Consider the following 25137-nt stretch of genomic DNA (forward strand, 5'->3'; position numbering starts at 1 on the left):
GCTTCTGCCGGAGCCAGCGCGACGCGGCCTCACTGTGGCGGGCGCTGTGCAGGCGGCGATGCCGATCGGGGCCGTGTTGCGGTACATGAAAAGCCGTGGCCGTCTGTTCCTTACTCATTTTCTGAGCTTTGGCACCTTTGTCCTGGGCGGCTATGCGGTCCTAGCTTGGGCACCGACGCACTTGGTCCGCTCGATGGACGTCACGCGCGCGGAAGCGGGGTTCGGATTGGGGATTGCCGTCATGCTCGGCGGGCTGGCCGGTGTCATCGGCGGGACGACGATCGCCGATCGGCTAGCTGCGCGAGGCGTGCGTGATGGCAAGTTCCGTGTGGCGGCTACAGCCTGTGTGATCGGCGCCGTGCTCGCGGTCCTGCTTCCTTTTGCACCGGGGGCCGCGACTTACATAACGCTGATCGGTTTGATAACGATTTGTAGCTCGGCCGGCATCGCGCTCGGTCCCGCTGCGCTCCAGGAGATCGCGCCTGGCGAGATGCGTGGACAGGCGCTGGCAGCTTATCAGCTCGTCGCAACCGTGGTGGGAGCAGGACTGGGGCCGCCCATGGTGGCGCTCCTCGCCAAGGGAACGGCGCTGCCGATCGGCACGGCGCTGTCGATCGTTGTCGCGATTGCGCTGTCTCTGGGCGCGCTCGGCTTCCTTATAGGGCGCCGGCGTTTCGGCCGCGAAGTGGAGAGCCGCTTCACCAATGCGGCCGTCTAGCGAAGTTCATCCATAGCGGGTGAGAATAAAAGCATAGCCGATCGCGATTTGCTGGATCGGCACAACAACGAGCAACAAGCTGTCATAATTGAGAGGACGCCTGATATGGCCACCGTACCCAGCACTTTGATGGAGCGCCCCACCCCAGCGACTGCGCCTGAGCCCGGAACAGAGGCGCAGCGCTTGGCGGATTTCGCGCTTGGGCTCAAACTCGTCGACGTACCGGCCCCGGTGGTCGCCAAGGCCAAGGCGCATATGCTCGACGCGTTTGGGCTGGCGCTCGCTGCAACCGGGTTCGATTTCGCAGACGAAATATTGGCCGGGGCCAAGGCGCTGGGTGGGACCGGATCGGCGACTGCACTCGGCAGCGGCACGGCGCTTCCACCCATAAACGCCGCGCTAGTCAACGGCGTGCTGTTTCATGGGCTCGACTTCGACGATACGCACGTCACCGCCATCTATCACGCGACAACGCCCGCACTCGCGGCCGGACTCGCTGCGGCGGAGGCGACCGGCGCCAACGGTGAAGAGTTGCTCGCCGCTTTTGTCGTTGGCCTGGAGCTAGGCTGCCGCATCGCCAACGCGGCCGAAGGCGGGTTTCACGATCGCGGCTTTCATCCGACGGCGCTGGCGGGCACCTTCGCGGCGGCTTTCACAGCCGGGCGGCTGCTCGGACTCACCCGCGACCAGCTCGTTTCTGCGCTCAGCTTCGCCGGCAGCCAGGCGGCGGGTATCCTCGAGTTAGGCGGGTCGCTGAAACGACTGCATGCGGGGTGGTCGGCGCATGCGGGTTATTCGGCGGTTGTGCTCGCGCAGAATGGTTTTACCGGCGCAACCACGGTATTCGAAGGTAAGCATGGCTTCTACAAGACTCATCTGGGGGAGGCGCCCAAACCGACCATGATGCCGACGGTCGGGCTGGGCGAAGACTGGCTGATTGAGGGGATCGCGCTCAAGCCTTATCCCTGCTGTCACTTCATACATGCCTATGTCGATGCCGCACTGCATTTGCGTGAGATGGTCGATGTCGATCAGATCGTGCGTATCGATCTTCCACTTCACAAGAGGTTGTACCCGCTCGTTGGTGAACCGCTCGCGCGCAGGCAGCGGCCTCAATCGCCGTACGAGGCAATGTTCAGCGTACCCTACGTCGTAGCACTAGCGCTTGCTACCGGCGTGGTCGATCTGGCCGCGTTCCACGACCGCGGTGTCGACGATCCCCGGGTGCTTGCGCTGGCCGCGCTCGCACATGTTGAAGACGATCCCGGAAGCGATTTCCCGAAGCATTTCCCCGGTGAGGTGCGCCTCACCATGAAGAACGGCGATGTAATCCGCCAACGAGAGATGACGAGCACAGGAACGCCCGACCGTCCGCTGTCGCCCGAAACGATCGAGGCGAAGTTCCTGATCAATGCCTCCCGGGCGGTGAGCGACGAGCGCGCGCGTGCGCTGCTAGACCTACTTCGCAACGTTGAGCGGGTCGGAAGTATCGGCGAAATCACGAATGCCACTCGGCTAAACTAATAACAGCGGCACATGAATCGATAGTCTGTCGCAAATTGTAGCGACGGCGGGCAGCGATAAAGGTCGCGCTCAATAATTATAAGACTTCGGGAGGATTACAGTCATGCGGGCATTCACGACACTCGGTCACTTGAGTTTGACCGCACTTGCTACTTCGTTGGCAATCGGATCTGCGCAGGCGCAAGTGGCTCCAATGCCCGCACCGACACCCACATCGGAGCAAACCCCCGCTCCGGCAGGCGCGGATCAGGCCGCCGACATCATCGTAACTGGATCCCTTATTCGCGGGTCTTCGGAAACCGGCACCTCGCCGGTCGAGGTCATTTCGGGTCAAGATTTGGCGCGCCAGGGTTCGCCGTCGCCGGTCGAGCTTTTGAAGACACTAACGGTTTCCAGCGGCGTGCTCGGCGACTCCAACTCCTTTGATACGCGCTCGCAGGGATCGGAAGGCATCGCCACGGTCAATTTGCGTGGCCTCGGGCCCTCGCGGACACTGGTGCTGCTCAACAGCAAGCGGCTCGTAAACGCTGGGATCAACGTTCCTGCAGTCGACATCAACCTGCTGCCACTCGCGGCGATCGGTCGCGTTGAGGTTCTCAAGGACGGCGCTGCTGCCACCTACGGGTCAGACGCGATCGCGGGCGTAGTCAACTTTATCACACGCATTAATCAGAAGGGCTTTCTGGTCACGGGTGACTACAAGCAAATAAAGGGGTCGGATGGTGATTATGGTGGCTCGATAAGTTTCGGGCACCAGGCCGACGGGCTTCGTCTCCTTGTTGCGGCAGGGTATCAGCATCGTTCAGAACTGAGGACGGTCGATCGCGATTTCGCGGTGCAGCCGTACGCCAACAATCCCGAAGCGGGGTTCAGCGCAGGTGGCAGCCCTGGTTCCTTTGTTCCCGTGACGGGGGGCGGTACCCCGCTTGCAGGATTGACCGTCGATCGCTCCTGCGCCGCGCTCGGCGGTACGCTTGCAGCAACCGGTACACTTTCGGCACCAGCGGCTAACGGAGCGTGTTACACACAAGGGACGCCGTTCAATGCGCTGACCGACACAGAGAACCGTTACCAGATCTACACCGAGGTCGGCATCGACCTGACAGATCGCTTCACGTTCGAAGCATCGGCACTCTACGCAATGTCGGACGTGCCGCATGCGCGGACTTCACCGTCATACCTGTTGACCCAGGCACCCAGCAGGTCGGCCCTGCCGACGATCAACCCGACGGTAGGGGTCGCGGGATATTTCGTGCCTGCCAGCAATCCCGGTTATCAAGCCTATTTGCAGCAGAACCCCGGAACGGTCCCCGCGAGCGCGGCCGGCGTGGTGTTTCCGCTCCTTCGCTTCCGTCCCTTCTTCTCGGGCGGTAACCCGCTATTTCCTGACGATTTCGGTTCCAGCGATGGCAAGCGGCAATCGGAGTCGATCCGCTTTACTGCCGCGATCAAGGGCAAACTCACCGACGACATTAATTTAGACACCAGCTTCACCTACCACGACTATATCCGGGACGTGCGCGGGGTCGATGAGTTTGGTGATCGCGTTCAGCTGGCGCTCCGCGGATTAGGCGGGTCCGGCTGCAACGTAGCAGCGAATACCCCTGGGCAAAACGGCTGCATCTATTTGAACCCGTTCGGCAATGCCTCTCCTAGTAATCCGGGGCTCGGCGTCGCCAACTCGACCTATGTCCCCGGCGTCGCTAATAGCACCGAGTTGGCACAGTATCTGTCAGGGCAATATTCTAACAAAGTTGAGACGCAGCTCTATGTCGGCGACGTGACGATCAGCGGAAAAACCGGAATCGAGCTACCGGGGGGCGCGCTCGCCTTCGCGATCGGCGGTCAGTACCGCAAGACCAAATTTAGCACGCAGTTTGGCAACGACAGCAATCTAGCGGCGACACCATGTCGCGACACCCCGGTCAACGGCAATCTGACCTGCTCGCCGGTCGTGGGCGCGCTTGGGTTCCTCGGCTCGGGGCGTAACGGCAGTGCGTCCGGCAACGTGAAAGCCGCCTTCGCTGAGCTTCGCGCGCCGTTGTTCAAAGGGCTCGATCTTCAACTTGCGGCGCGATACGAAGATTACGGTGGGGGCGTGGGCTCGACGTTCGACCCGAAGGTCAGCGCTCGCTATCAAGCGCTTTCTTGGCTGGCATTTCGTGGCTCTTATTCGACCACCTTTCGCGGGCCGCCAGACCAGCTGCGCAACAACACGCCTGACACGACGCTCCAACTGGTCGGACGTAATTTCGTTCCGATCGATACGTTCGGCAATTCGAGCCTCAAGCCAGAAACTGCGACCAACTATTCGGGTGGCGTCGTGATCGAGGCCGGCGGGTTCGACTTTAACGTCGATTATTTCAAGTTTAAGCTACGCGATCTCATCGTAGCGGAGCCAGCGGCTAACATGGCGACCGCACTATTCGCCAATCCAGGGAACTGTGCCGACCCAGCGTTTGCAGCGCTGCGCAACCGGTTTCAATTTACCAATGGCGGCGGCGTCCCGGGAGCGGGGACTTGCAGCTTGGCGACCGTATCGCGCGTCAACACGCGGCAGGTCAACGCCGCGGCTGTGAACACCTCCGGAATCGACGTGCAGCTGACGTATCACAAACGCGACGTTTTCGGCGGAACGCTTGGGCTCGGTGGGTCGCTTAGCTACGTCATCGACTATAACGTCAGCGACCTTTCAGTGGAAGGCATACTCGTCCAGTCGGGATTTGACGCCGCGGGCAAGTTAAACAGTGGCACGATCGCGTATCCGTTGCCCCGGTGGAAGGGGCAAGCGTTCGTCGATTACGGCCACGGCATCTTCAGCGCCCGCGCCACCCTTAATTATATCGGCAGCTACCGCGATCAGCGCGACACTCTGTTTGTTCCGCGCGTCGATTTAGTCGGATTGTCGGCCGGTTCTCAGCAGCTAAACGGCCAGAAGATCGGCGCCTTCACGACCGCTGACATCTCGCTTCGTGCGCAGCTCGCGACTGGCACGACGATCAACCTGACGGTGCTCAACGTGACTGATGAGGATCCCCCGTTCGCGCGGCTTAACTACAACTATGATCCGTTCACCGCGAGTGCGCTCAAGCGGCAGCTCAAGATCGGCGTGACGCAGAGCTTCTGACGCACACCTAAAGTCAAGCACAGGACCATCATAATGACTAAGCCCGATCGCCAGATGTCGTTGATCGCCTTCATGCAGGCGCAGAACTGTTCGAATTACGCCGGGTCGTGGCGGCACCCCGCTTCGACACCCGATTTCATGGCGCCCGAATACTATCAGCGGATCGCGCGGACGCTGGAGGATGGCCGCTTCGACATGGCGTTCTTCGATGACCGTCTGGCGATGCCGGATATCTACGGCGCCAGCCACCGTGCGACGGTGGAGAACGGCGTGCGGGCGGTAAAGCTCGACCCGACGCCAGTGCTGATGGCGATGGCATGTGCAACGACCCACCTGGGGCTTGGTGCGACGTATTCGACGACCTATTACGAACCCTATCACGTCGCCCGACTGTTCGCGACACTTGACCTGATGACCAAAGGTCGGGTCGCCTGGAACATCGTTACCTCGCTCAACGATTCCGAGGCCGAAAACTTCGGCCGCACCGAGCATCTTGAGCACGACCTTCGCTATGACCGCGCCGACGAGTTCATGGAAGCGGTGATGGGGTTGTGGGATAGCTGGGAGGACGACGCACTCATCATCGACAAGGCGTCTGGCCACTTTGCCAATCCGGACAAGGTTCACCGGCTCGACTATAAGGGCGAGTATTTCCAGACGCGCGGGCCGCTCACCGTGCCGCGTTCAAGCCAGGGCCATCCCGTGCTCCTTCAGGCGGGATCAAGCGGGCGCGGGCAGCGCTTCGCTGGACGCTGGGCGGAACTGGTGTTTGCGGGCTATCCCAATCGTGATCTCGGCCGAAAGCAATATGAGAGCCTGCGTGGAGCCGCCGAAGCCGCTGGGCGCAACCCGGACGACGTAAAGGTTGCGCCTGCGGTCAACGTCGTCGTTGCCGAATCTGCGGACGCCGCGCAGGAGAAGCGCGCTTATCTGGAGAGCCTGTCCAAACCGATCGACGGGCTGACATTGCTATGCGAAGTCATGAACGTCGATTTCGGCGCGCGCGACTATGATCTGCCATTTACCGATGAGGAACTCGCCGCCGTATCGTGGCAGAGTTACCGCGACCGGGTGATCACCAAGAGCGGCAAGAAGAACCCGTCGGTACGCGACTTCGTCGAGGTGTCCGGGCGCGGTACGCTCAAGGAAGCGCCAATGTTCTGCGGTGACGTCAAGCAGGTCGCTGACCAGATGGAGGAATGGTTCTCCGACGCCTGCGACGGTTTTGTCATTATGGCGCCCCAGACGCCGGGCTCTTACGAGGATTTCGTCCGGCTGGTCGTGCCAGAACTTCAACGGCGCGGGCTGCACCGCAGAGAATATGACGGCGCAACGCTGCGCGATACGCTTGGCCTGAAGCGCCCCCTTGCAGGCGAGCGGCCCTCGCCGGCCGACGCGCGAGTGCTGTCGCATGGCTAAGGAACTCAAGATCGTTACGCCGGTCGGAATGCTCGGCTACGGCTACCCGGCTGCCGACTTCTGGAGGGCGATCGACGCAGGCGCCGACGCAATCGTGATCGATTCAGGCTCGACCGACAATGGACCGCAAGAACTGGGGCTGGGCAAGCGCACAAACAGCAACTCGGCATACCGCCGCGATCTGGAGCCGATGCTGGAGGCGTGCGCGACCCGAAAAATCCCGGTGCTGATCGGCTCGGCCGGTGGCACCGGCACCAACGCGCAGGTCGATTATATGGTCGGCCTGATCCGCACGATCGCGAGCGACAAGGGCTACAAGCTCAAGATCGCGGCGATCTACGCCGACATTCCCAAGGATGTCGTGCGCGAGCGACTGGCCGCAGGCCGGATTGGGCCGTGCGGTCCGGTGCCGCCGCTGGACGAAGCTGCGGTCGATGCGTCGGTTGCGATCGTCGCGCAAATGGGCGTGGAGCCGTTTCTCGAAGCCCTGAGTGAGGAGGTCGACGTGATCGTCGCAGGTCGCGCCTACGACCCCGCGCCTTATGCCGCGCTGTGTCTCCAACGGGGGATCGATCCGGGGGTCGCGTGGCACATGGGTAAGATCATGGAATGCGGTGCAGTGTGCGCCGAGCCCAAGGGGCGCGTCATCCTGGCGACGATCCGCGCTAACAGCTTCGACCTGGAACCTATGAGCGCCAAGGAGCGCTGCACGCCACTTTCGGTCGCCGCACATACGTTGTACGAAAAGTCCCGTGCCGATCTACTCGCAGGGCCGGGCGGCGTACTTGATCTGAACACGGCGACGTACACCGCGCTCGACGAGCGCACGGTTCGGGTGGAACGCAGCGTTTTCCGCACAACCCCCTACACGGTCAAGCTGGAGGGCGCTTCGATCGTCGGTCACCGCACCGTGTTCATTGGCGGAATCCGCGACCCGATCCTGATCGAGGGCATCGACGACTTTCTCGCGGCTGTCACACGGCATGTGACCGCCACCCACGCGGCGCTGGCCGATGGGTTGGCTCAGCTCATCTTCCATGTTTATGGCAAGAATGGCGTAATGGGCGCGCTGGAACCGATCAAGGACGCGCGTCCGCACGAGCTTTGTATTCTCGCCGAAGTCATCGGCCCGACCCAGGACATCGCTAACGCGATCTGCAACACTGCGCGTGTCGCCTGCCTTCATGCGCCATATCCCCGGCAGATGGCGACGGGAGGCAATATGGCGTTCCCGCTGACCCCGATGGAAAATGAGATCGGTCCGGTGTGCGCGTTCAGCATCTATCACCTGATGGAAGTCGACAGTCCGACAGAGTTGTTCCCCGTTCATCGGCTGGAGGTCTGACGCCCATGCGCAACGTGCCCACGATCCGCGACCTCGCCAAGCTCGTCCGCAGCAAGAATGCGGGGCCTTTTGAGCTCACCTTCGACGTGATGTTCGACGACGCCGAGCGCTACCGGATGGTGAAGGAAAGCGGGTCAGTCACGCGCGAGTCACTCGCCCGCGCTTACGCGATTGATCCGGACGCGATCACCAATTTCCAGTTCTTCGATCCCGCACTCGCGTTCAAGCTGACGATCCGCCGTCCGCGTCCGCAGGGCAGCATCGGCGAGACCGACACCTTCGGCGCACAACAGCACGCTCCGCTGCTAGCCCTTGAGATCGCGCAACCGGAATGATTGCGCAGGGCCCGCCGCTGTCTGCCGAGCCGCGATCACTCGGTCACCTGCTGGACGAGGCGGTGCGGCGCTTTGGCGACCGTCCGGCAATCCACTTTCTCGGCCGGCGGACCAGCTATGTGGAACTCGGCCGCATCGTGAAGCGCGCCACACGCGGCCTTCAGGATCTCGGTGTTGCACCGGGCACGCGCGTTGCGCTGTGCCTGCCGAATACCCCCCACTATCCGATCCTATATTTCGCGACGCTCAAAGCGGGGGGTGTGGTGGTCAACGTCAATCCACTCTACGTCGACCGCGAGTTGAAACACCTGCTTGAGGACTCGGGTGCGGAAGTAATCGTCACTTGCGACATTCCCGAAATCCACGCCCGGGTCGCCCGTATCGCCGCCACGACTGGTGTGCGACACGTAGTTACCTGCCCGATTGCCGACGCGTTGCCGCCACTGAAGCGGCTCGCCTACCGGCTGCTCAAGCACCGTGAGATCGCGGAGCCATCCAGCGAACCGGGGCATCTTCGTTTTCGCAACCTGATCCACAATCGGAATGCACCTGAGCCGGTCGCCATCGCTCCAGACGACGTGGCCGTGCTGCAATATACCGGCGGTACGACGGGCACGCCCAAGGCGGCGATGCTGACGCATGCCAATCTCGTCTCAAACGCCGACGCGACGCTGGTTCATTTTGGTGACGAACGGCCCGAGCAGGACCGCGTGCTCGGTGTGCTGCCGCTGTTCCATGTCTTCGCGTTGACAACTGTCCTGAACTTCTCGGTCCGTATCGGGGCGCAGATGATCTTGATGCCTCGCTTCAACCTGGCTCAGGCGTTGACAACGATTAAGAACACGCGGCCGACCTATTTTCCCGCTGTCCCCACGATTTACGGCTCGATCGTCGGTGCCGCGGCGAAGCAGCGGGTTGACCTGTCGTTCGTTCGCTTCTGCATTTCAGGTGGCGCGCCCTTGCCCGCCGAGCTCAAAGCAGACTTCGAGCGGCTGACTGGCGCCATGCTAATTGAGGGCTATGGCTTGTCCGAGGCGTCTCCGATCATCACCTGTCAGCCTGCCGACGGCTCGGGCAAGCGCGGGTCTGCTGGCATTGCCTATCCAGGGACGACCATTGAAATCCGTGATCGCGAGGACCCGGATCGTCTGCTCCCTACAGGCGAGAACGGCGAGATATGCGCGCGCGGACCGCAGGTGATGCGCGGCTACTGGCACCGACCCGACGAAACCGAAGAGGCGTTCGCGGATGGAGCCTTGCGAACAGGTGACGTCGGTCATCTCGATGAGGACGGCCATTTGTTTATCGTCGACCGCATCAAGGATCTAATCCTGTGCGGCGGCTTTAACGTCTATCCGCGCGTGATTGAGGACGCCCTGTACGAGCACCCGGCGGTAGCGGAGGCGGTGGTGATCGGGGCGCCCGATTCCTATCGGGGCCAAGCTCCGAAGGCATTCGTGACCCTGATAGACCCGGGCACCGTAACGTCGGAGTCATTGCGCGACTTCCTACGCGACAAAGTCAGCAAGATCGAAATGCCACGCGAAATCGAGATCCGCGACACCCTCCCCAAAACGCTGATTGGCAAGCTCTCCAAAAAGGAACTGGTTGAGGAGGAACTGGCGAAGTCTGCGTACCGTCACTGATAGCCGGTGCGCATGAGCGGATAACGTCTCGCAAATTGCAGCTTTAAGCGAATGACCGCATCGGTACTGCTAGGCAGGAGTGATAAAGTCGTGGCAATCTTGGACATTGAAGACACGGCTGAAAATGTCCCTTCCGCCGAGTTGCTCGACCCGTCCCATTATCCCGGGCCGGAGACAGTCCCCGTTCTGGGCAACCTCCACCAGATTCCGCGAGGCGGCTTCACCGGCCATATTCTCGAACTGAGCCGGGAATTCGCCGATCCCGGCATCTTCAAGGTGATGCTCGGCAAGCGCGCATTGCTGTTTGCCACCGACCCTGATCTTGTCGCCGAACTGTGTGACGAAACTCGGTTCCGCAAACTGCCCGGTCAAGGCCTGCGCATCGTCCGCCGCTTCGCCGGCGATGGCCTGTTTACCGCGTTCACCGAAGAGGAAAATTGGGGCAAGGCGCACCGTATTCTGCTGCCTGCTTTCAGCCAGCGCGCAATGCGCGGCTATTTCGGGATGATCCTGGAAGTATGCGACCAGCTCGTCACGAAGTGGACGAAGGCGGAGGGACAAGACGTCCTCGTCGCGGACGACATGACGCGTCTAACTCTGGACAGCATCGCAATCGCCGGGTTCGGACACCGATTTGGCAGCTTCGAACGCGACGAACTCGACCCGTTCCTGGAGGCGCTAGCACGCGTGCTTGCCGAGACGCGCAAGATCGCCACACGCCTTCCAATCAAGCAGCGCTTTGCCAAGAAAGCGAATGCAAATTTCGAAGCTGACATCGCCGAGATGAACGCATTGGTCGACGGGCTGATCGCCGAACGCCGGCGAACGCCCGCTGAGTCGCGTGACCTGCTCAATCTCATGCTCACCGCGACCGACCCTGAAACTGGTGCACCGCTCGATGATCTCAACATCCGCTACCAAGTTCTCACTTTCCTGATCGCTGGGCACGACACCACCTCTGGGTTGCTGACCTTCGCGCTGATGGAGTTGCTGCGCTCGCCAGCGGTACTCGCGCAAGCCTATGTCGAAGTCGATCGCGTGCTTCCCGGCGACACGCGTCCGACTTTCGAGCATCTCGCCCACCTCAAGGTGATCGAGCGCGTCATCAAGGAGGCGCAGCGGCTCTGGCCCACCGCACCGTCCTTTTCAGTCGGGGCGTATGAGGACACGGTGATCGGCGGCAAATGGGTGCTGCCGAAGGATCGCCCTATCAGCGTATTTGCGCTCGGGCTGCATCGCCACCCGCGCGCCTGGCCCGATCCTGAGGAGTTCGACGTCGACCGCTGGTTGCCGGAGGCCGAGGCGCAGCACCATCCGCACTCCTACAAGCCGTTCGGTAACGGCGCGAGAGCGTGCATCGGCCGGCAGTTCGCTCTGGTCGAGGCGAAGCTGGCGCTCGCCATGATCCTCCAGCGCTTCGCGATCGCAGACAAGCAGGGCTACCGCCTCAAGCTAATGGAGACGTTGACGATCAAGCCTGACGCGTTTCGGATGCGGATCAAGGCAAGGGCGCCGCACGACCGCCTCATCGGTGGCGAGCTCTTCAGCACCACGCGCGGCGCTGAAGAGGTACTGCGTGCCGCAGGGGACGGGCGACGCCTGTCGGTTCTCTATGGCACCTCACTCGGCACAGCGCGCGACGTGGCGGAGGAGATCGCCGAACGCGCGTCAAACGACGGTTTCGAGGCGCGCGCGCTGTCACTCGACGAAGCGATGGGCACGTTGCCCGAGGATCGTGTGATCGTAGTCGTCACCGCTACTTACAACGGCCGCGCGCCTGATAGTGCGCTGGCCGTCGAAGCGGCAATTGACGCGACTCGGTTCGCACAAACACGATGGCCCGAGACGCGCTTTGCCGTGCTCGGCATCGGTAACTCGCAATGGCCTAATTATCAGGCCTTTCCAAAGAAGATTGATGCCGCGTTCGCTGCGACGGGCGCGCAGCGCCTATGCCCTCGGGGTGAGGCGAACGGGGATGGCGATTTCGATGCTGGCGTGTCCGCGTTTCTAAAAGAGCTTTGGGAGGCGTTGGGCGCAACAGGCGGCCAAGCGGAAACTGGCGGGCTGACGCTCGCACTGGTCGATGCGCGCGAAGTTCGCGCCGTGGCGCTGCCCGAGCATGCCATTGAGCTGGAGGTCAAGCGCAACGACGAGCTCGTCCGTCCGGCCGACGGACTCTGGAACTTCGCCGACGAGGCACCGCGCGGCTCGACGAGGTTCATGACGTTGGCGCTGCCCGATGGACAGACCTACGCCGCAGGTGACCACCTTGCCATCTATGCTCGCAACCGCAACGAGCTCGTCAACCACGCGCTCGAACGACTTGGAACGCCTGCCGAGATGCTGGTGATACCCACTGCGTCGGGCGCGCGCTTCCGTCACTTGCCGGTCGGACGGACTGTCACGGTCCGTCAGCTCCTCGCCGACTTCGTCGATTTAAGCGAAGCTATGTCGCGCCGTGCGCTCGACGCCGTGACCGTACAGACCCGCTGCCCGAACACGCGCCGCGAACTCGTGGCATTGGTTGAGGATGAAGCGTGGCGCACGCAGGTGGCCGAACCGCGGCTTACCCTCCTCGGACTACTCCTCCGGCACCCGGCGGCGGAATTGAGCCTGGACAGCTTCGTCGAAGTATCGCCGGCGATCGCGCCGCGCTTTTATTCGATTGCGTCGTCCCCGATCGTCAACCCGCACACGGTCGATCTGATCGTTGGGACCGTTCACGCTCCCGCCTGGTCCGGCGTTGGTATGCATCAGGGGCTCGCCTCTACTCATCTGCGCCATCTTGAGCCGGGTGCGCGCGCCTTCGGCTATGTCCGGCGTCCCAACCCGCCGTTTGCGCCGCCCCGCGACGGGGCCGTGCCGCTAGTGCTGATCGGGCCGGGAACCGGCTTTGCACCGTTACGCGGTTTTCTTCAGGGGCGCGCCGCGCTGGGAGCGACGAGCTCTTGTCACTTGTTTTTTGGCGCGCGCCATCCCAATCATGACTGGTTTTGCCGCGAAGAGATGGAGGCATGGGCCGGTGATGGCGTGGTCGAGCTCCATCTCGCTTTCTCGCAAGTGCCAGAACAGCCGCACCTTTATGTTCAAGACGCACTATGGGCAGCGCGGAACGCAATTTGGACAGCTTTGTCGCAGGGCGGTCAGATTTTCCTGTGTGGCGACGGCCGCTTTATGGCGCCGGCCGTCCGTGACACACTAATCCGCATTCACGCCGATAAGACCGGCGGGGACCATCTCGCTGGGTCCAAGTGGCTTGAAGCAATGGTCGAAGACGGCATTTACCACCAAGACGTATTCGGTTTCGGTAAATGAGGCTTTCCAGCCCGTCGACTTATGTCGGCGATTACGCCGCGATCTGCTCGCGGCGTCGGGAACGTGCGATCTCAATCGCTTCGGGGTTCATGTCTCCCATGATCGTGAGCGCGATGTTGGTCAGTTCGGGTCCCGCGGTCTCCGGCGTGCCGGTGTTGAACGGCGGCTCGGGATCGTATTCCATGGCAAGTTGGGTAACTTTGGCCACCTGTTCACCGCGCAACTCGGCTAGCAGCCTCAGCCCAAAGTCGATGCCGGCGGTCACGCCGCCTCCGGTGTAGCGGTTCCGGTCGACGACGACCCGCTCGTGCGTGGAGATCGCGCCCACCGCCTCCAGCGCGGGATAACAGGCCCAGTGCGTTGCGGCGCGATATCCGTCGAGCAGCCCGGCCATGCCGAGCACGAGCGAGCCCGAACAGACGGACGTCACGTACCGCGCCTTGGGACCGACGCGGGCGAGGAAGTCGACGATCTCGGCGTCCTTCATCGCATCGTTGGTTCCGAACCCGCCGGGGACGAAGAGTACGTCCAGATCCTTCGGGCAGTCGTCGAACGTCGTGTTCGGATATAGAGCGATTCCGCTGTCGGTGGCGACCGGTTCCAAGTTCTTCCACAACAGGATGGTTTGGCCGTTCATGCCGAGCGCCGCCTGCGGACCGGCAAGGTCGAGCAGCGTGAAACCGGGATAGAGCACCATGCCGATCTTCAGCGGCTCGGCACCCGGGGCGAAGGTCAGGACGTAGTCGGTCATCAGGAGAGCTCCGGTGATTGCCGCGCTATCTACGACCCATTCCAGCGGGGGCGTGAGTGGCGGAAAGGACAACGACCGCTCGGTTTCTGCCAGCTACCACAATCCTTGCTTCGGGCTCTCATCGAGCCGAACGACCTTGGCCATGAGCTTGTCTCAGGTGGTTGCGAAGAGGTGAAATTCCTACGCCGGAAATGCGCTCTCGATCCGATGGTGGGCGTGATGCGTCCCGTAATCATGAACGTACGGATCCCGTCGCTGCACTCAGCGATAGATGAGCCAGTGCGCTCGCCCTTGGAGCGTCACCCTGGAAGCGCCTTCGATAGGTTTGCGGGCTGACACCGACGGCGCGCTGAAACCGCGGCCGGAACGTGACGGCGGCCCCGAAGCCGGTCGAGGCCGCAACGACGTCGACATTCAGGGTCGTTGTTTCCAGAAGTTCCTGCGCCTGCTGGATTCGCGCCCGCAATAGCCATTGATGTGGGGTCGTGCCGGTCTGCTCGGCGAAGCGACGCGCAAAGGTTCGCGGAGCCATTGCAGCACGAGCGGCTAGCCTCTCCACGCTGAGCGGGAGGTCAAGGTGTGCGAGCGCCCAGTCGAGGGTCGAAGCGAGGCTGTCGTCCGACTTGGGTGGATCGTGGCGAATGAACTGCGCCTGCCCTCCATCGCGGTGCAGCGGCGCGACCGCCAGGCGCGAAGCATGGCGGGCGATTGCGCTGCCATGATCGCGGGAGACTAGGTGAAGACACATGTCGACGCCAGCCATCGCCCCGGCTGACGTAACGATGCGCCCCTCGTCGACGAATAGAACCGCGGGGTCGAGCAGCACCATGGGAAAACGGCGTGCGAAGTCCGCCGCTGCGCGCCAATGTGTGGTTGCGCGTCGGCCGTCGAGCAGTCCAGTTTCGGCGAGCACGAAGGCTCCGGTGCAGATCGAAGCAATACGGGCGCCATTCGCCCAGGCGGCATGAATCGCATTTAGCACCTTGGGCGAAACAGGAACGGACGCATCCTCCACGCCGGCCACGATCACGGTGTCCGCAAGCGCAAGTCGGTCAAGTCTGTTTGGGACAAGGACGTCGTATCCTCCAGTTCTGACCCGGGGGCGCTCGCTACAGGCTTCGACGAGATAAGCCGGCGCGTCCTCGGCCGTCCTGACGCGGCCGAACACCTCGCAGGCAATGCCGAGTTCAAACGAAACGACGCCATCTAAGGCAAGGACGGCAACGGTATGCAAGGCAGCTCCTGCGTGAGACGACTTCGATGCACCAAGCTTGTTTAGGCGTCACGAGCTTTCTGGCAGCCGGCAGGAAACGATCGCATTTTGTCGTTCGTGCCACTCACCGAAACAACGCGCAGGTTGTAGCAGAGTTGGGACAATAAGAGGCTTTCAGCGTGAATAACCCGCAAATGATTTCCTTCCAAAAAAAGGCCGAGCTGATCACGCTCGTGGTTTGCGTGGGACAACGCTCGCGCGAGATCGCCCAGACAGGGCGTGTTGAACTGATCGCCGCGTGAGGACGGCCAACGAAGCGACGTGCCGAGAAGAGTTGCACCAGCTGCGCCGACTTGAAGTTATCTCCTTTGTTGAGGCGACAACGCTTCTGCTGCTGCTGTGCGTGGCGGTGCCGCTAAAACATATGGTCGGTGTTAAAAGTGCGGTGCACGTCATGGGTCCAGTCCACGGCGTGGCCTTTCTGGTCTATGTGTGGACGGCCATCCAAACCGTTTCGGGCAGCGGTTGGAGCCGGAACGAAATCGCTCGACTTATGGTGGGCGCCATCGTGCCCTTCGGCGGATTCCTTAACTTAGGTTTCCTGGCGCGCAGAGCGGCCTCGCTCGCATGATCCCGGGCACGGCCTATCTGTGGCTGAAGGCGATCCATGTCGCCGCCGCCTTGACCTTCGTCGGAGGCGTGCTGGCGGTTTCGGTGCTGTTGGCAGCGCTGCCGGCGGACCCTGCGATTGCAGCTCCGTTCGCGCGCGGGGTGCGCCGCTGGGACCGGGCGGTGACCACGCCAGCGATGCTGCTCGTCTGGACGCTTGGGCTGATCCTGGCGACATCCGGCCACTGGTTTACCGAGACCTGGCTGCAAGTTAAGTTCGCCTTCGTGCTGCTTCTGTCCGGGCTGCACGGAGTGCAGTCGGGGCGGCTGCGGCGACTGGCAACAGGATCGGCCGTACGGCCTCTGCGAACGGCACCCATCGTGCTGGCCTGCCTCCTCGTTATCGCCCTGATGGCGGTAGCCAAGCCTTTCTGAGGGAGCGCGGTAGCCGAGGCGTCGTGAACCGCGCCGCCCGGCTCAAATCAACGCCACGGCAGTGACGGCGTTCGTCGCTTTGCAATGGGCGGCATCCATGCCCCGGTGCAGTTCTGCCGATTGTTCGTAACGAAACGCACTGCGTAATTGGAGACAAGACGATGACTAAACAGTTCCCGGAAGCGACCGGTTTCGGATCGGTCGATGGGGTTCCGAAGCTGCCCGAGGGGTTCAGGGGTGTGTTCCGCAGCCTGCGCGTCCGCGCAGGGGCGCTAAGCCTGCACGCGGTGGTGGGGGGCGAGGGACCGCCGCTGCTGCTGCTGGGCGGATGGCCGCAGAACTGGTTCTCCTGGCGATACCTGATGCTTCCGCTGAGCGAGCGTTTCACCGTGATCGCGGTCGACCCGCGCGGCGTCGGCCTTTCCGACAAGCCTGCCGACGGGTACGACGCAGAAACTTTGGCGGACGACATGTTCGCCCTCATGAACGCGCTCGGCCACCAGCGCTTCGCGATGGTCGGCTACGACATCGGCATGTGGGTCGGCTTTGTCATGGCGGCAGCACGTCCGGAACGCATCACGCGCGTCGCGCTCGGCGAGGCGATCATCCCCGGTCTTTCGCCTTCACCGCCGCTGCTCAGCGACGACAGGCAGACAAGCGATTTCCTGTGGCACTTTAATTTCAACCGCGCTCTCGGGGTGAACGAACGGCTCGTCGAGGGGCGTGAGGATATCTATTTCGGCTATCAGTTCGCTACCAAAGCGGGCTCTCCGGACGGGGTTCCGGCCTATGCGCGTGACTTCTACATCGAGACGCTGCGGCGCGTACCTGGCGCGCTGAAGGCGAGCTTCGACTATTACCGCGCGATCGACGCATCAATCCCGCAGTACCGCAAGCGTGGCGACGCGCGTATCCGCGTGCCGGTGCTCACCTTCGCAGGCGCTTTAGCCTGCGGCGGCATGGTCGAGCAGGAGATGCGCACGGTCGCGGACGACGTTACTTCCGTCATCATCGAGGGATGCGGTCACTATCCCGCAGAGGAAAAGCCCGAAGCGTTGCTGGAGGCGCTTCGGGCGTTTCTAAGCCCTTAAATTGAAGGCTTAACCGGTCGCTCGCATGAGGGACGGGTATCGTCAGCCAGACTGGGAACCATTCCGCCGGGACACGTTGCGGGCGATCTCACGGCCTTCTTCGATGACGCCGTGAATCAGCCCCAGCATGTTCCGTGTAATCTCCGGCCCGGCCTCATGCGGCAGGCCTGAAACGAACGGAGGCTCCGGGCTATACTGGAGACCGAGCTGGATTGTCCTGGCCAACTCCTCGCCGCGCAGTTCTGACAGCAGGGTTAGCCCGAAGTCGATTCCAGCCGTGACGCCACCACCGGAGAACCTATTGCGATCACGATGCACGCGCTCATTACTTGCCTCGATCCCCAGGTCGCGCAGGATGTCCATATAGGCCCAGTGACAAGTCGAGCTGTAACCCTTCAACAGCCCGGCGGCCCCTAGGAGGAGCGAGCCGGTGCAGACCGAGGTTATGTAGCGGGCGCTGGCCTCAAATTCGCGCAGGAAGGCGAGAGTTTCCTCATCCTGCATCAGCGCGTTGTTATTGGTGGCGCCTGGCACAAACAGGACGTCCACGTCGCGTGGGCATGTCGCGAACGTACCGCTAGGATTGAGTGATACGCCCGTGTCGGACACCACTGGGTCCAGCGATTTCCAGATTAAGTGCGTGCGACCGGCGAGACCGAGGACATTCTGCGGACCTATGACGTCCAACATGGTCATGCCGGGATAGATCAGCATGACTACCTCAAGCGGCTGAACGCCGGGTATGGATGGCGTAGCTTGATTTGTCGCACTCGGCATGTTTTTTTCCTTTTTAGACCGTACGAAGAGGTAAACAACAGCCACCCTTTTGCTGGCTCCGGCGACGTTTGACGTTCCGCCGTTGACACGGTTTCGAATGAATCCGCCGCAAAAATGCCTCGACTTTAATCGATTGGCAGGCGGATATGGTTACTGGACAGCCGCTACTTCTAGCTTGCGCTAAAATGATTAGTGAGTGGCGCGAACGACAATAAACATTCGAATCCTGCCAAGGACGGTATTCGGAAACGATGACAAGGATTCCAGCAGCAGTGCCGGACCTCACGCGCGCGCGATCGCTCCGGCAAACTGGAAATAACCGTGCATAAGGCGGCGCCGACACCCGACTTGCCCCCCATCGGGAAGCGGGGCAGCGTATATGCGGACCCGATTGCGCATGCATCGGCGTCGTGCGGCGCCAACACTAAAATTGCATAGCGGAATCGCATATAGAGCACCCCCTTATATGGCGATTCGAAGGAATAGTATGACCTCCGACCAGCGGCTTGATCTTGGTCGCACCTATTTACGGCTGCTTCGCCGCAGTCTGCTGCGCATCGACCGGCTAAGCGCCGCGCTGATCGAGCCGCATGGTCTGACCAATCAGCAATTCCTGGCGCTGCTGCTAATCCGCGACGACGAAGGCCTGACTCAGGTGGAGCTGACGACCCAACTCGAATCAGACCAGAACACAATTTCGGCGATGGTTCGCCGGTTGGAGAAGCGTGGCTTGGTAACGCGGAGTCGGCACCCAACCGACCGACGGGCAGTTCAGCTCCTGGTTACGCCGGAGGGGGCAGCTCTGGTCGCGGAGACGCAGCCTGACGTCGACAAGCTCTCCCTTACTTTGCGCGAGCTGACGCCCTCAGACGACGCAAAGGTGATCGTTGCTTGGCTCCAGAGTGTCGCCGAACTGGTGGACGTGAGGTAATCCTGTTGCACTCTACGTACACGTAGGATAATGATGCCTCTTCCGGTTAGAGACTCCGCATAGCGGTGCGGACGCCGGCCAGGAGAGGAGCGATCATGAAGATCTTCACCACCGGCAATCCGTTTGCGCCCGGCATCCCGACGCAGGAAGCTCTCAAGCGTCGCGCCGCCGAATGGGAAGCGTCGGAGGCGATCGACATGGTCCTTATCGGCTATTCGGCGCTTTGGCCCCAAAATATGATTACGGCATCGATGATTGCCAGCGTAACCGAGCGCCTGGGCATGATCGTCGCGCACCGTCCCGGCGTTATGCACCCGGCCCATGCAGCACGCGCTTTTGGATCCCTTGATTTCCTGTCGGGTGGCAACCGCCTAGCGCTAAACATCGTCAGCGGCTCGTCCGACAAGGACATTGCGCGCGAGGGCGACTACACGCCTAAGCCAGAGCGCTACGCCCGTGCGACCGACTACGTCGAATTTATGAAGAGGGCATGGTCGGACGAGGCACCGTTCGACTGGGATACCCCGTACGCAAAAGCGGAGGGCGTCCGTGTGCTGATGAAACCCATGGACGGCCACGTGCCGATCTACATGGGCGGCGAGAGCGACGAAGCGGTCGATTTTGGCGCCAAGCACGCCGACACCTACATGCTTTGGGGTGAGCCTCTGGCGGGTACGCAGGAACGCATTGAGCGCGTTAAACGCATCGCCAAGGAAAAATACGGTCGCGAACTGGAGTTCTCGCTCTCGTTACGGCTATTCCTTGGTGACACTGACGAGGCGGCCTGGGCCGAAGCGCGTCGCGTCGAGCAGGTCGTGATCGACGCGCAAGGGTCGAGCCGCTTTCTGCGCTCGGCCGCGACCGACACGTCGGTTGGCCGCGAGCGCCAGCTCGCGACCACGCAAGCAGACACGCATGATGACGGGATGTTCTGGACGGGGCTGGTCAAGCTGCTTGGCGGGTTCGCTAATTCGGCCGCGCTTGTCGGCACGCCCGATCGCGTGTTCGAGGCGCTGCGGCGCTACCGCGACCTCGGCATTTCCGCGTTCCTGCTCACAACTGGCGAAGACGGGTTCTGGGACCCGTCGATCGAGGAGTTCGCGGCTCGCGTGAAGCGCGAATTGTGAATGCCGTCCGCATTCGCGACATCGCGCCGCGGCTCGCTTTCCAAGCCTTTCCCGCGACGACGGACCAGAAGGTTGAGTTGGTCGACCGGCTGACCGATGCGGGTGTTCGCGCTGTAGAGGTGTCGTCATTCGTCAATCCAAAGCTGGTGCCAGGCCTCGCCGACGCCGCTGACGTCTTTGCGCGTGTCAAACGTCCAGCGGGCGTCAGCTTGGAATGCTGTGTGGCGAACGAGCGGGGGTTGCGGCAGGCAATCGACGCCGGAGCCCACGCCGCATGGTTCCTGCTCGCAGCCGATGAGCAGTTTTCAATCCTGAACACGGGACGGACCATCGAGGACTCGCTGGCTGAGCTCGCTCGTATGCGCGAAGTCGCCGAAGGATCAGGCACGAAGCTTGGCACCTACCTGATCGCTACTTTCGGCGGGCCGGTTGGAATGCCGCGGGGCCCGGGTGACGTCCATGCGGTTGCTCGGCGACTGATCGGGCTGGATATCCGTGATTGGATCCTCGCCGATTCCTGCGGCTACGCAGCTCCGCCCCAGATCACCGAAATGGTGAAGTACGCGACCGGGTTGACGCCGATCGAGCGATTGAACCTTCAGGTCCACGACAGCCGAGGAATGGGGGTGGCCAACGTCGTGGAAGCCGCTCGCATCGGCGTCCTCAACATCGATACCGCTCTAGGGGGCTCGGGCGCACACCCAGCCTCACCCGGCGCGCTGGTCGGTGGTACCTGCACCGAAGATGCAGTGCAGGTGCTCGAACGGATGGGCGTCGCGACGGACGTCGATCTGCAATCCCTTATTGAGGCGGCAAACTGGCTCAACCGCGTGCTCGGTGGGGCGGCGATGGGCTTCGTGCGCAAGTCGGGCGCGGTGCCGAGAAATAGCGATGACACGCAGCGGCAGGCTGAGGGCCGTAGCTTTGAATGGACCGGTAGTTAGCCGGCCGGGGAGAGGAAACATGAACGAGACCGAACTTCGCGATTTTGGCGGTGGTACGCTCAGCGGGCTCATCGCGGCGCGCGCGGGTCAGGCGCCGGGCAATGTCGCCCTCGTCTTCGAGGGTACAGATTATTCCTACGGCGACATCGACGCCGCGACCAGTCGCGTTGCGGCGGGCTTTATTGCCCTCGGGCTGCAGCCAGATCAAGTCGCCGCCACTTTCCTCACCAACCGCCCGGAGTATCTGTTCACAAGCTGGGGTATTGGTCGAGCGGGTTTGATTGGTACGTCGGTGAACACCGGTTTCAAGGCCGCGTTCCTGGTTGCTCCCATCGAGCGCGCGGAAGCCGCGGTTCTGGTGACGGAGCGTCGCCTGGGCGAAGCGCTCATGACCGTCGAAACCTTTCCATCGACGCTGAAAACCATCGTCTTTATCGACGGTGTGCCCGATCGACGGCCCGCGGGAGTCGAAGTCGTCGGTTGGGACGAGTTTCTGGCAGCGGGCGACCCAGACACGGTCTTTCCAACGCGCGGCCCCGGTGACACGGGCGCGATAAGCTTCACTTCAGGTACTACCGGGCGCAGCAAAGGCGTCGTCTCCCCTAACCTGATGGGGCTGATGATGGGTAAGGAAGCGGCAGCGGCGTTCCGGCTCAGGCCTGCCGACCGGCTATACACCTGCATGCCATTGTTTCACGGCATGGCGCAGGTGACTACTGGCGTCGCAGCGCTGTACGCCGGGTCGACGATCATTCTCTCGCGCGGGTTCAGCGCGTCGGGCTGGTGGGACGAAATCCGGGCAAGCGGTGCCACTCAGTCTAGCGCGCTCGGCTCCATGCTTCACATGGTGCTGGCGCAGCCGCCCTCAGACAAGGACCGTGACCACAAAGTTACACGCATCTTCGCCGCGCCCGCGCCTGCCGATATCCTCTATCGCTTTGAGCGACGCTTTGGCGTGCATCTGATCGAGGGATACGGCTCAACCGAAATTAAAAATTGCATCTACAATCCTGTAGAGGGCCGCAAGATCGGCGCGATGGGCAAGGCGACACCCAGCTCGATCATCGAGGTGCACAACGCCGAAGGCCATCGCTGCGCGGCTGGCCAAGTCGGCGAGCTGGTCTATCGGCCACGCGTCCCGAACATCATGATGAAGGAATATTTCCGCGAGCCCGAGAAGACGCTGGAGGGGATGCGCGGCTTGTGGTGGCACACCGGCGACATGGCGACCGAGGATGAGGACGGCTTCTTCTGGTTTTACGATCGCACCTCCGATCGGCTGCGTCGCCGCGGCGAAAACATCTCGTCGATGGAACTGGAGGGAGTGGTGACGGGCTTTCCCGGCATCGCCGAGACCGCCGCTGTCGCTGTACGATCCGACGTCGGCGAGGACGAGGTTTTGGCGGTGATAGAGACCCGCGGAGTGGAAATCGACTGGCCTGCTCTCGTCGCGCACTGCGCTGCGAAGATGCCGCGTTTCATGGTGCCGCGCTATTACCGCGCCGTTGCCGTGTTGCCACGAACGCCGACCGGCAAGGTCCAGAAGAACGACCTGCGTGCCCAAGGGCTGACGGATGACACGTTCGACCATGTCGCCGCAGGCATCGAAATTCAGCGCAATGTCTAAGAAAGGACCTTCGATGAAAATTGGATCGGTCGGCGCAGGCTTCATTGGTCGCGCCGTCGCCAAGCTCGCGGTCGAACACGGCCATCAGGTCATGCTCAGCAACTCACGCGGGCCGCGGACGCTGACTAGCACGGCGATCTCGGTGCGGGCCGGAATCGGCAAGGTGGCGGATGCAGTCGCATTCGGCGACGTCGTGTTGCTCGCCATCCCATTCTACGCGGTCGCCGACCTCGATCCCGCGGTGTTTGTGGGCAAGATCGTGATGGATGCCTGTAACTACTATCCCGGACGCGACGAGCCCGTGCCCGAACTCGACGACGGCTTCGCCACCACCAGCGAGATCGTTCAGCGGCACTTCGCAGGCGCCAAGGTGGTCAAGGCATGGAACGCGATTCTGGAACGCGACATCGAGAAGGACGCTCGCCCGACAGGAGCGTCAGACCGGCGCGCCCTGCCAATCGCAGGTAATGACTCAGACGCGAAATTGGTCGTGGCAACGCTGTTCGACAGCCTTGGCTACGATGTGGTCGATGCAGGCACGCTTGGCGAAGGCTGGCGCTTCGAACGGGCACGGCCGGCCTATTGCGTGCGGCTCGACCGAGCCGGGCTGGAGGACAAGCTAATGGAGGCCGGTGCCGTGCAGCAGGCCGAAGGAGCTTGGCGCGACTGAAAGACAACCTGAACCATCGGCCGAACGGGCAGCGTGGCTGCTTGAAGCGAGGGAAGAACTGGCATGACAAATATTGTTCAGGAGAGATTGGAAAATCCTACCTACGCAGAGGCGGACGGTGACAGTGCGACCCGGTTAGCGGCGCGACGCCTGCATGAGATCGCCGTTGTCGAACTTCCCAGCAATGTGCTGGACGCCGCGACAACATGCCTCCTCGATTTCTTCGCTGCCTGCATCGGTGGATTATCTACGCCATGGGCGCCCGCCGTCCTCCAATATGTAGCCGGCCGGGCCGGCGCGGGGCAAGCTCACCAATGGGGCTCGCCCGTTGCCGTGCCAGCAGAGATCGCTGCGTTTGGCAATGCGACGCTTGGTCACAGCCTTATTTCCGATGACATGCACGTGATGAGCGCCAGCCACATCGGTGTTCCCGTAATCCCAGCGGCACTGGCACTGGCCGAGCGTGATGGTTGGTCCGGTCGCGCACTCCTTCGGGCGATCGTGGGCGGCTATGAGATGGCGACGCGATTGGGTGTCGCTATCCGAACGGGAGGCGGTAACGATCATTTCCGCCCATCTGGGATCAATGGGCCATTTGGGGCCGCCGCCGCTGGCATTGCCGGCGTCGATCTCGACGAAGAGACCGCCGCCAACGCACTTGGCTTCGCCGCCAATGCAGCTGCCGGGGTCAACGAGTGGCCTTGGGCCGGCGGTCAGGAAATCTACACCCACGCGGGCATGGCCGCGCGGAACGGTGTCGCGGCGTTCGACCTCGCACGCTGTGGTCTGCGTGCATCTGCTTCCGTACTTGAGGGGCGAAACGGCGTGTTCGCCGCTTATGGCGCGGGCGAAGCCGGGACGCAGGCGTTTATATCTAGCCTGTCGAACGGCTATGCCATCCTGAAAACTCGCCATAAGCCCTTTGCCGGCTGCAATCTCATCCAGTCTCCGCTGGCAGCAGCATTAAAGGCGGCCCGCGAGATCGCCGGCCGGCAGCATGAGATTCAAGAGATCGTGATCAGGACGTTTGCGCAGGCCCGCAGCTATCCTGGGTGTGACAACACCGGGCCATTTACCCAAGTGCAGCAAAGCAAGATGAGCCTCCAATATGGCGTCGCTTCCGCCCTGCTCTACGGGCGGGTGGACGAGGCTACGTATGCCTGCTTCGAAGATCCCCAACTGCTGGAACTGATCGCGCGCACCCGGATCGAAGTCGTGCCGGAATATCAGGCGTATCTGCAAAAATTAATGCAGCCGGCTTGCGTTGAGGTTTGGCTGCGCGAGGGCGAAACTATTGTCGCATCGGTGGATGACGTTCCCTGGCTATCGGATGAAGCTGTGGAAGAACGCTTCCGCCGCCAGGCCCCACCTTTCCTGTCACTGACCGATGCGAACCGTGTTGTTGAACACATTCATGCACTTTGGGCGTCCGACACATGCACGCCGTTATTTGAGCTTTTCGCCGAGACGAGGTCGAACAACCAACAACGATAAACAAAGGGAACGGTTCGTTCAAACCGTCCACAAAAGGGA

At 62.1% G+C, this 25137-nt stretch carries 21 protein-coding genes; 18 read left to right on the forward strand and 3 right to left on the reverse strand.

Going from position 1 to position 25137, the window contains the following annotated elements:
• The 8 genes from L8K25_RS18330 to L8K25_RS18365 all read left to right on the forward strand — a co-directional run.
• On the forward strand, nt 1-718 hold a 718-nt coding region (locus L8K25_RS18330; protein WP_242140443.1), incomplete at its 5' end, for an MFS transporter.
• Nucleotides 719-823: 105 nt separating this feature from the next.
• On the forward strand, nt 824-2242 hold the full coding sequence (locus L8K25_RS18335) for an MmgE/PrpD family protein (RefSeq protein ID WP_242140444.1): 1419 nt from the start codon (nt 824-826) through the stop codon (nt 2240-2242).
• Nucleotides 2243-2345: 103 nt separating this feature from the next.
• A complete protein-coding gene (locus L8K25_RS18340; protein ID WP_242140445.1) occupies nt 2346-5369 on the forward strand; it encodes a TonB-dependent receptor in 3024 nt (1007 codons plus the stop codon).
• A gap of 33 nt (nt 5370-5402) precedes the next feature.
• The gene (locus L8K25_RS18345) at nt 5403-6788 is read left to right on the forward strand and encodes an LLM class flavin-dependent oxidoreductase (protein WP_242140446.1); all 1386 of its coding nucleotides are present in this window, start codon (nt 5403-5405) and stop codon (nt 6786-6788) included.
• The gene (locus L8K25_RS18350; protein ID WP_242140447.1) at nt 6781-8133 is read left to right on the forward strand and encodes an acyclic terpene utilization AtuA family protein; all 1353 of its coding nucleotides are present in this window, start codon (nt 6781-6783) and stop codon (nt 8131-8133) included. Before L8K25_RS18345 ends, L8K25_RS18350 begins: the two co-directional genes overlap by 8 nt.
• Before the next feature lie 5 nt (nt 8134-8138).
• Nucleotides 8139-8468 carry a DUF4387 domain-containing protein gene (locus L8K25_RS18355; protein WP_242140448.1) on the forward strand — a complete coding sequence of 110 codons (330 nt, stop codon included), beginning with the start codon at nt 8139-8141 and terminating at the stop codon, nt 8466-8468.
• Complete coding sequence (locus L8K25_RS18360; protein WP_242140449.1) at nt 8465-10114, forward strand: long-chain fatty acid--CoA ligase; 1650 nt, start codon at nt 8465-8467, stop codon at nt 10112-10114. The genes L8K25_RS18355 and L8K25_RS18360 overlap by 4 nt, the downstream gene beginning before the upstream one ends.
• Before the next feature lie 90 nt (nt 10115-10204).
• Nucleotides 10205-13429, forward strand: coding sequence for a cytochrome P450 (locus L8K25_RS18365; protein ID WP_242140450.1), 3225 nt, complete (start codon nt 10205-10207; stop codon nt 13427-13429).
• A 31-nt stretch (nt 13430-13460) separates the two neighbouring features.
• Here L8K25_RS18365 and L8K25_RS18370 read toward each other — a convergent pair whose 3' ends face one another.
• Together L8K25_RS18370 and L8K25_RS18375 are read right to left on the reverse strand one after the other, a co-directional pair.
• The gene (locus tag L8K25_RS18370; protein WP_242140451.1) at nt 13461-14180 is read right to left on the reverse strand and encodes a DJ-1/PfpI family protein; all 720 of its coding nucleotides are present in this window, start codon (nt 14178-14180) and stop codon (nt 13461-13463) included.
• Between the two features lie 232 nt (nt 14181-14412).
• Nucleotides 14413-15414 carry a helix-turn-helix domain-containing protein gene (locus tag L8K25_RS18375; protein WP_242140452.1) on the reverse strand — a complete coding sequence of 334 codons (1002 nt, stop codon included), beginning with the start codon at nt 15412-15414 and terminating at the stop codon, nt 14413-14415.
• A gap of 158 nt (nt 15415-15572) precedes the next feature.
• Between L8K25_RS18375 and L8K25_RS22745 the strand changes: the two genes are divergently transcribed.
• The 4 genes from L8K25_RS22745 to L8K25_RS18390 all read left to right on the forward strand — a co-directional run bounded on the left by L8K25_RS22745 (nt 15573) and on the right by L8K25_RS18390 (nt 17528).
• On the forward strand, nt 15573-15695 hold the full coding sequence (locus tag L8K25_RS22745; RefSeq protein WP_277923713.1) for a hypothetical protein: 123 nt from the start codon (nt 15573-15575) through the stop codon (nt 15693-15695).
• Nucleotides 15692-16024 (forward strand): DUF3817 domain-containing protein, encoded by a 333-nt coding sequence (locus L8K25_RS18380; RefSeq protein WP_242140453.1) that lies wholly within the window; start codon nt 15692-15694, stop codon nt 16022-16024. Before L8K25_RS22745 ends, L8K25_RS18380 begins: the two co-directional genes overlap by 4 nt.
• On the forward strand, nt 16021-16437 hold the full coding sequence (locus L8K25_RS18385) for a CopD family protein (RefSeq protein WP_242140454.1): 417 nt from the start codon (nt 16021-16023) through the stop codon (nt 16435-16437). The genes L8K25_RS18380 and L8K25_RS18385 overlap by 4 nt, the downstream gene beginning before the upstream one ends.
• Before the next feature lie 161 nt (nt 16438-16598).
• Nucleotides 16599-17528 (forward strand): alpha/beta hydrolase, encoded by a 930-nt coding sequence (locus L8K25_RS18390; RefSeq protein ID WP_242140455.1) that lies wholly within the window; start codon nt 16599-16601, stop codon nt 17526-17528.
• Nucleotides 17529-17570: 42 nt separating this feature from the next.
• On the opposite strand, the gene L8K25_RS18395 is transcribed toward L8K25_RS18390, so the two are convergent.
• On the reverse strand, nt 17571-18242 hold the full coding sequence (locus L8K25_RS18395; protein ID WP_242140456.1) for a DJ-1/PfpI family protein: 672 nt from the start codon (nt 18240-18242) through the stop codon (nt 17571-17573).
• Nucleotides 18243-18792: 550 nt separating this feature from the next.
• On the opposite strand from L8K25_RS18395, the gene L8K25_RS18400 reads away from it, so the two are divergent.
• The 6 genes from L8K25_RS18400 to L8K25_RS18425 all read left to right on the forward strand — a co-directional run bounded on the left by L8K25_RS18400 (nt 18793) and on the right by L8K25_RS18425 (nt 25098).
• Entirely contained in the window at nt 18793-19236 is a 444-nt protein-coding gene (locus L8K25_RS18400) for a MarR family transcriptional regulator (RefSeq protein WP_242140457.1), read from the forward strand.
• Nucleotides 19237-19331: 95 nt separating this feature from the next.
• Nucleotides 19332-20363 carry an LLM class flavin-dependent oxidoreductase gene (locus tag L8K25_RS18405; RefSeq protein ID WP_242140458.1) on the forward strand — a complete coding sequence of 344 codons (1032 nt, stop codon included), beginning with the start codon at nt 19332-19334 and terminating at the stop codon, nt 20361-20363.
• Nucleotides 20360-21307, forward strand: a complete 948-nt coding sequence (locus L8K25_RS18410; protein ID WP_242140459.1) for a hypothetical protein — start codon at nt 20360-20362, stop codon at nt 21305-21307. The genes L8K25_RS18405 and L8K25_RS18410 overlap by 4 nt, the downstream gene beginning before the upstream one ends.
• 19 nt (nt 21308-21326) lie before the next feature.
• On the forward strand, nt 21327-22934 hold the full coding sequence (locus L8K25_RS18415; protein WP_242140460.1) for an AMP-binding protein: 1608 nt from the start codon (nt 21327-21329) through the stop codon (nt 22932-22934).
• 13 nt (nt 22935-22947) lie between these two features.
• Nucleotides 22948-23604 (forward strand): NAD(P)-binding domain-containing protein, encoded by a 657-nt coding sequence (locus tag L8K25_RS18420; protein ID WP_242140461.1) that lies wholly within the window; start codon nt 22948-22950, stop codon nt 23602-23604.
• A gap of 63 nt (nt 23605-23667) precedes the next feature.
• Complete coding sequence (locus L8K25_RS18425; protein ID WP_242140462.1) at nt 23668-25098, forward strand: MmgE/PrpD family protein; 1431 nt, start codon at nt 23668-23670, stop codon at nt 25096-25098.
• Nucleotides 25099-25137: the final 39 nt, after the last annotated feature.

It is taken from the genome of Sphingomonas sp. TREG-RG-20F-R18-01, from assembly GCF_022662475.1.
Classification (GTDB): Bacteria; Pseudomonadota; Alphaproteobacteria; order Sphingomonadales; family Sphingomonadaceae; genus Sphingomonas.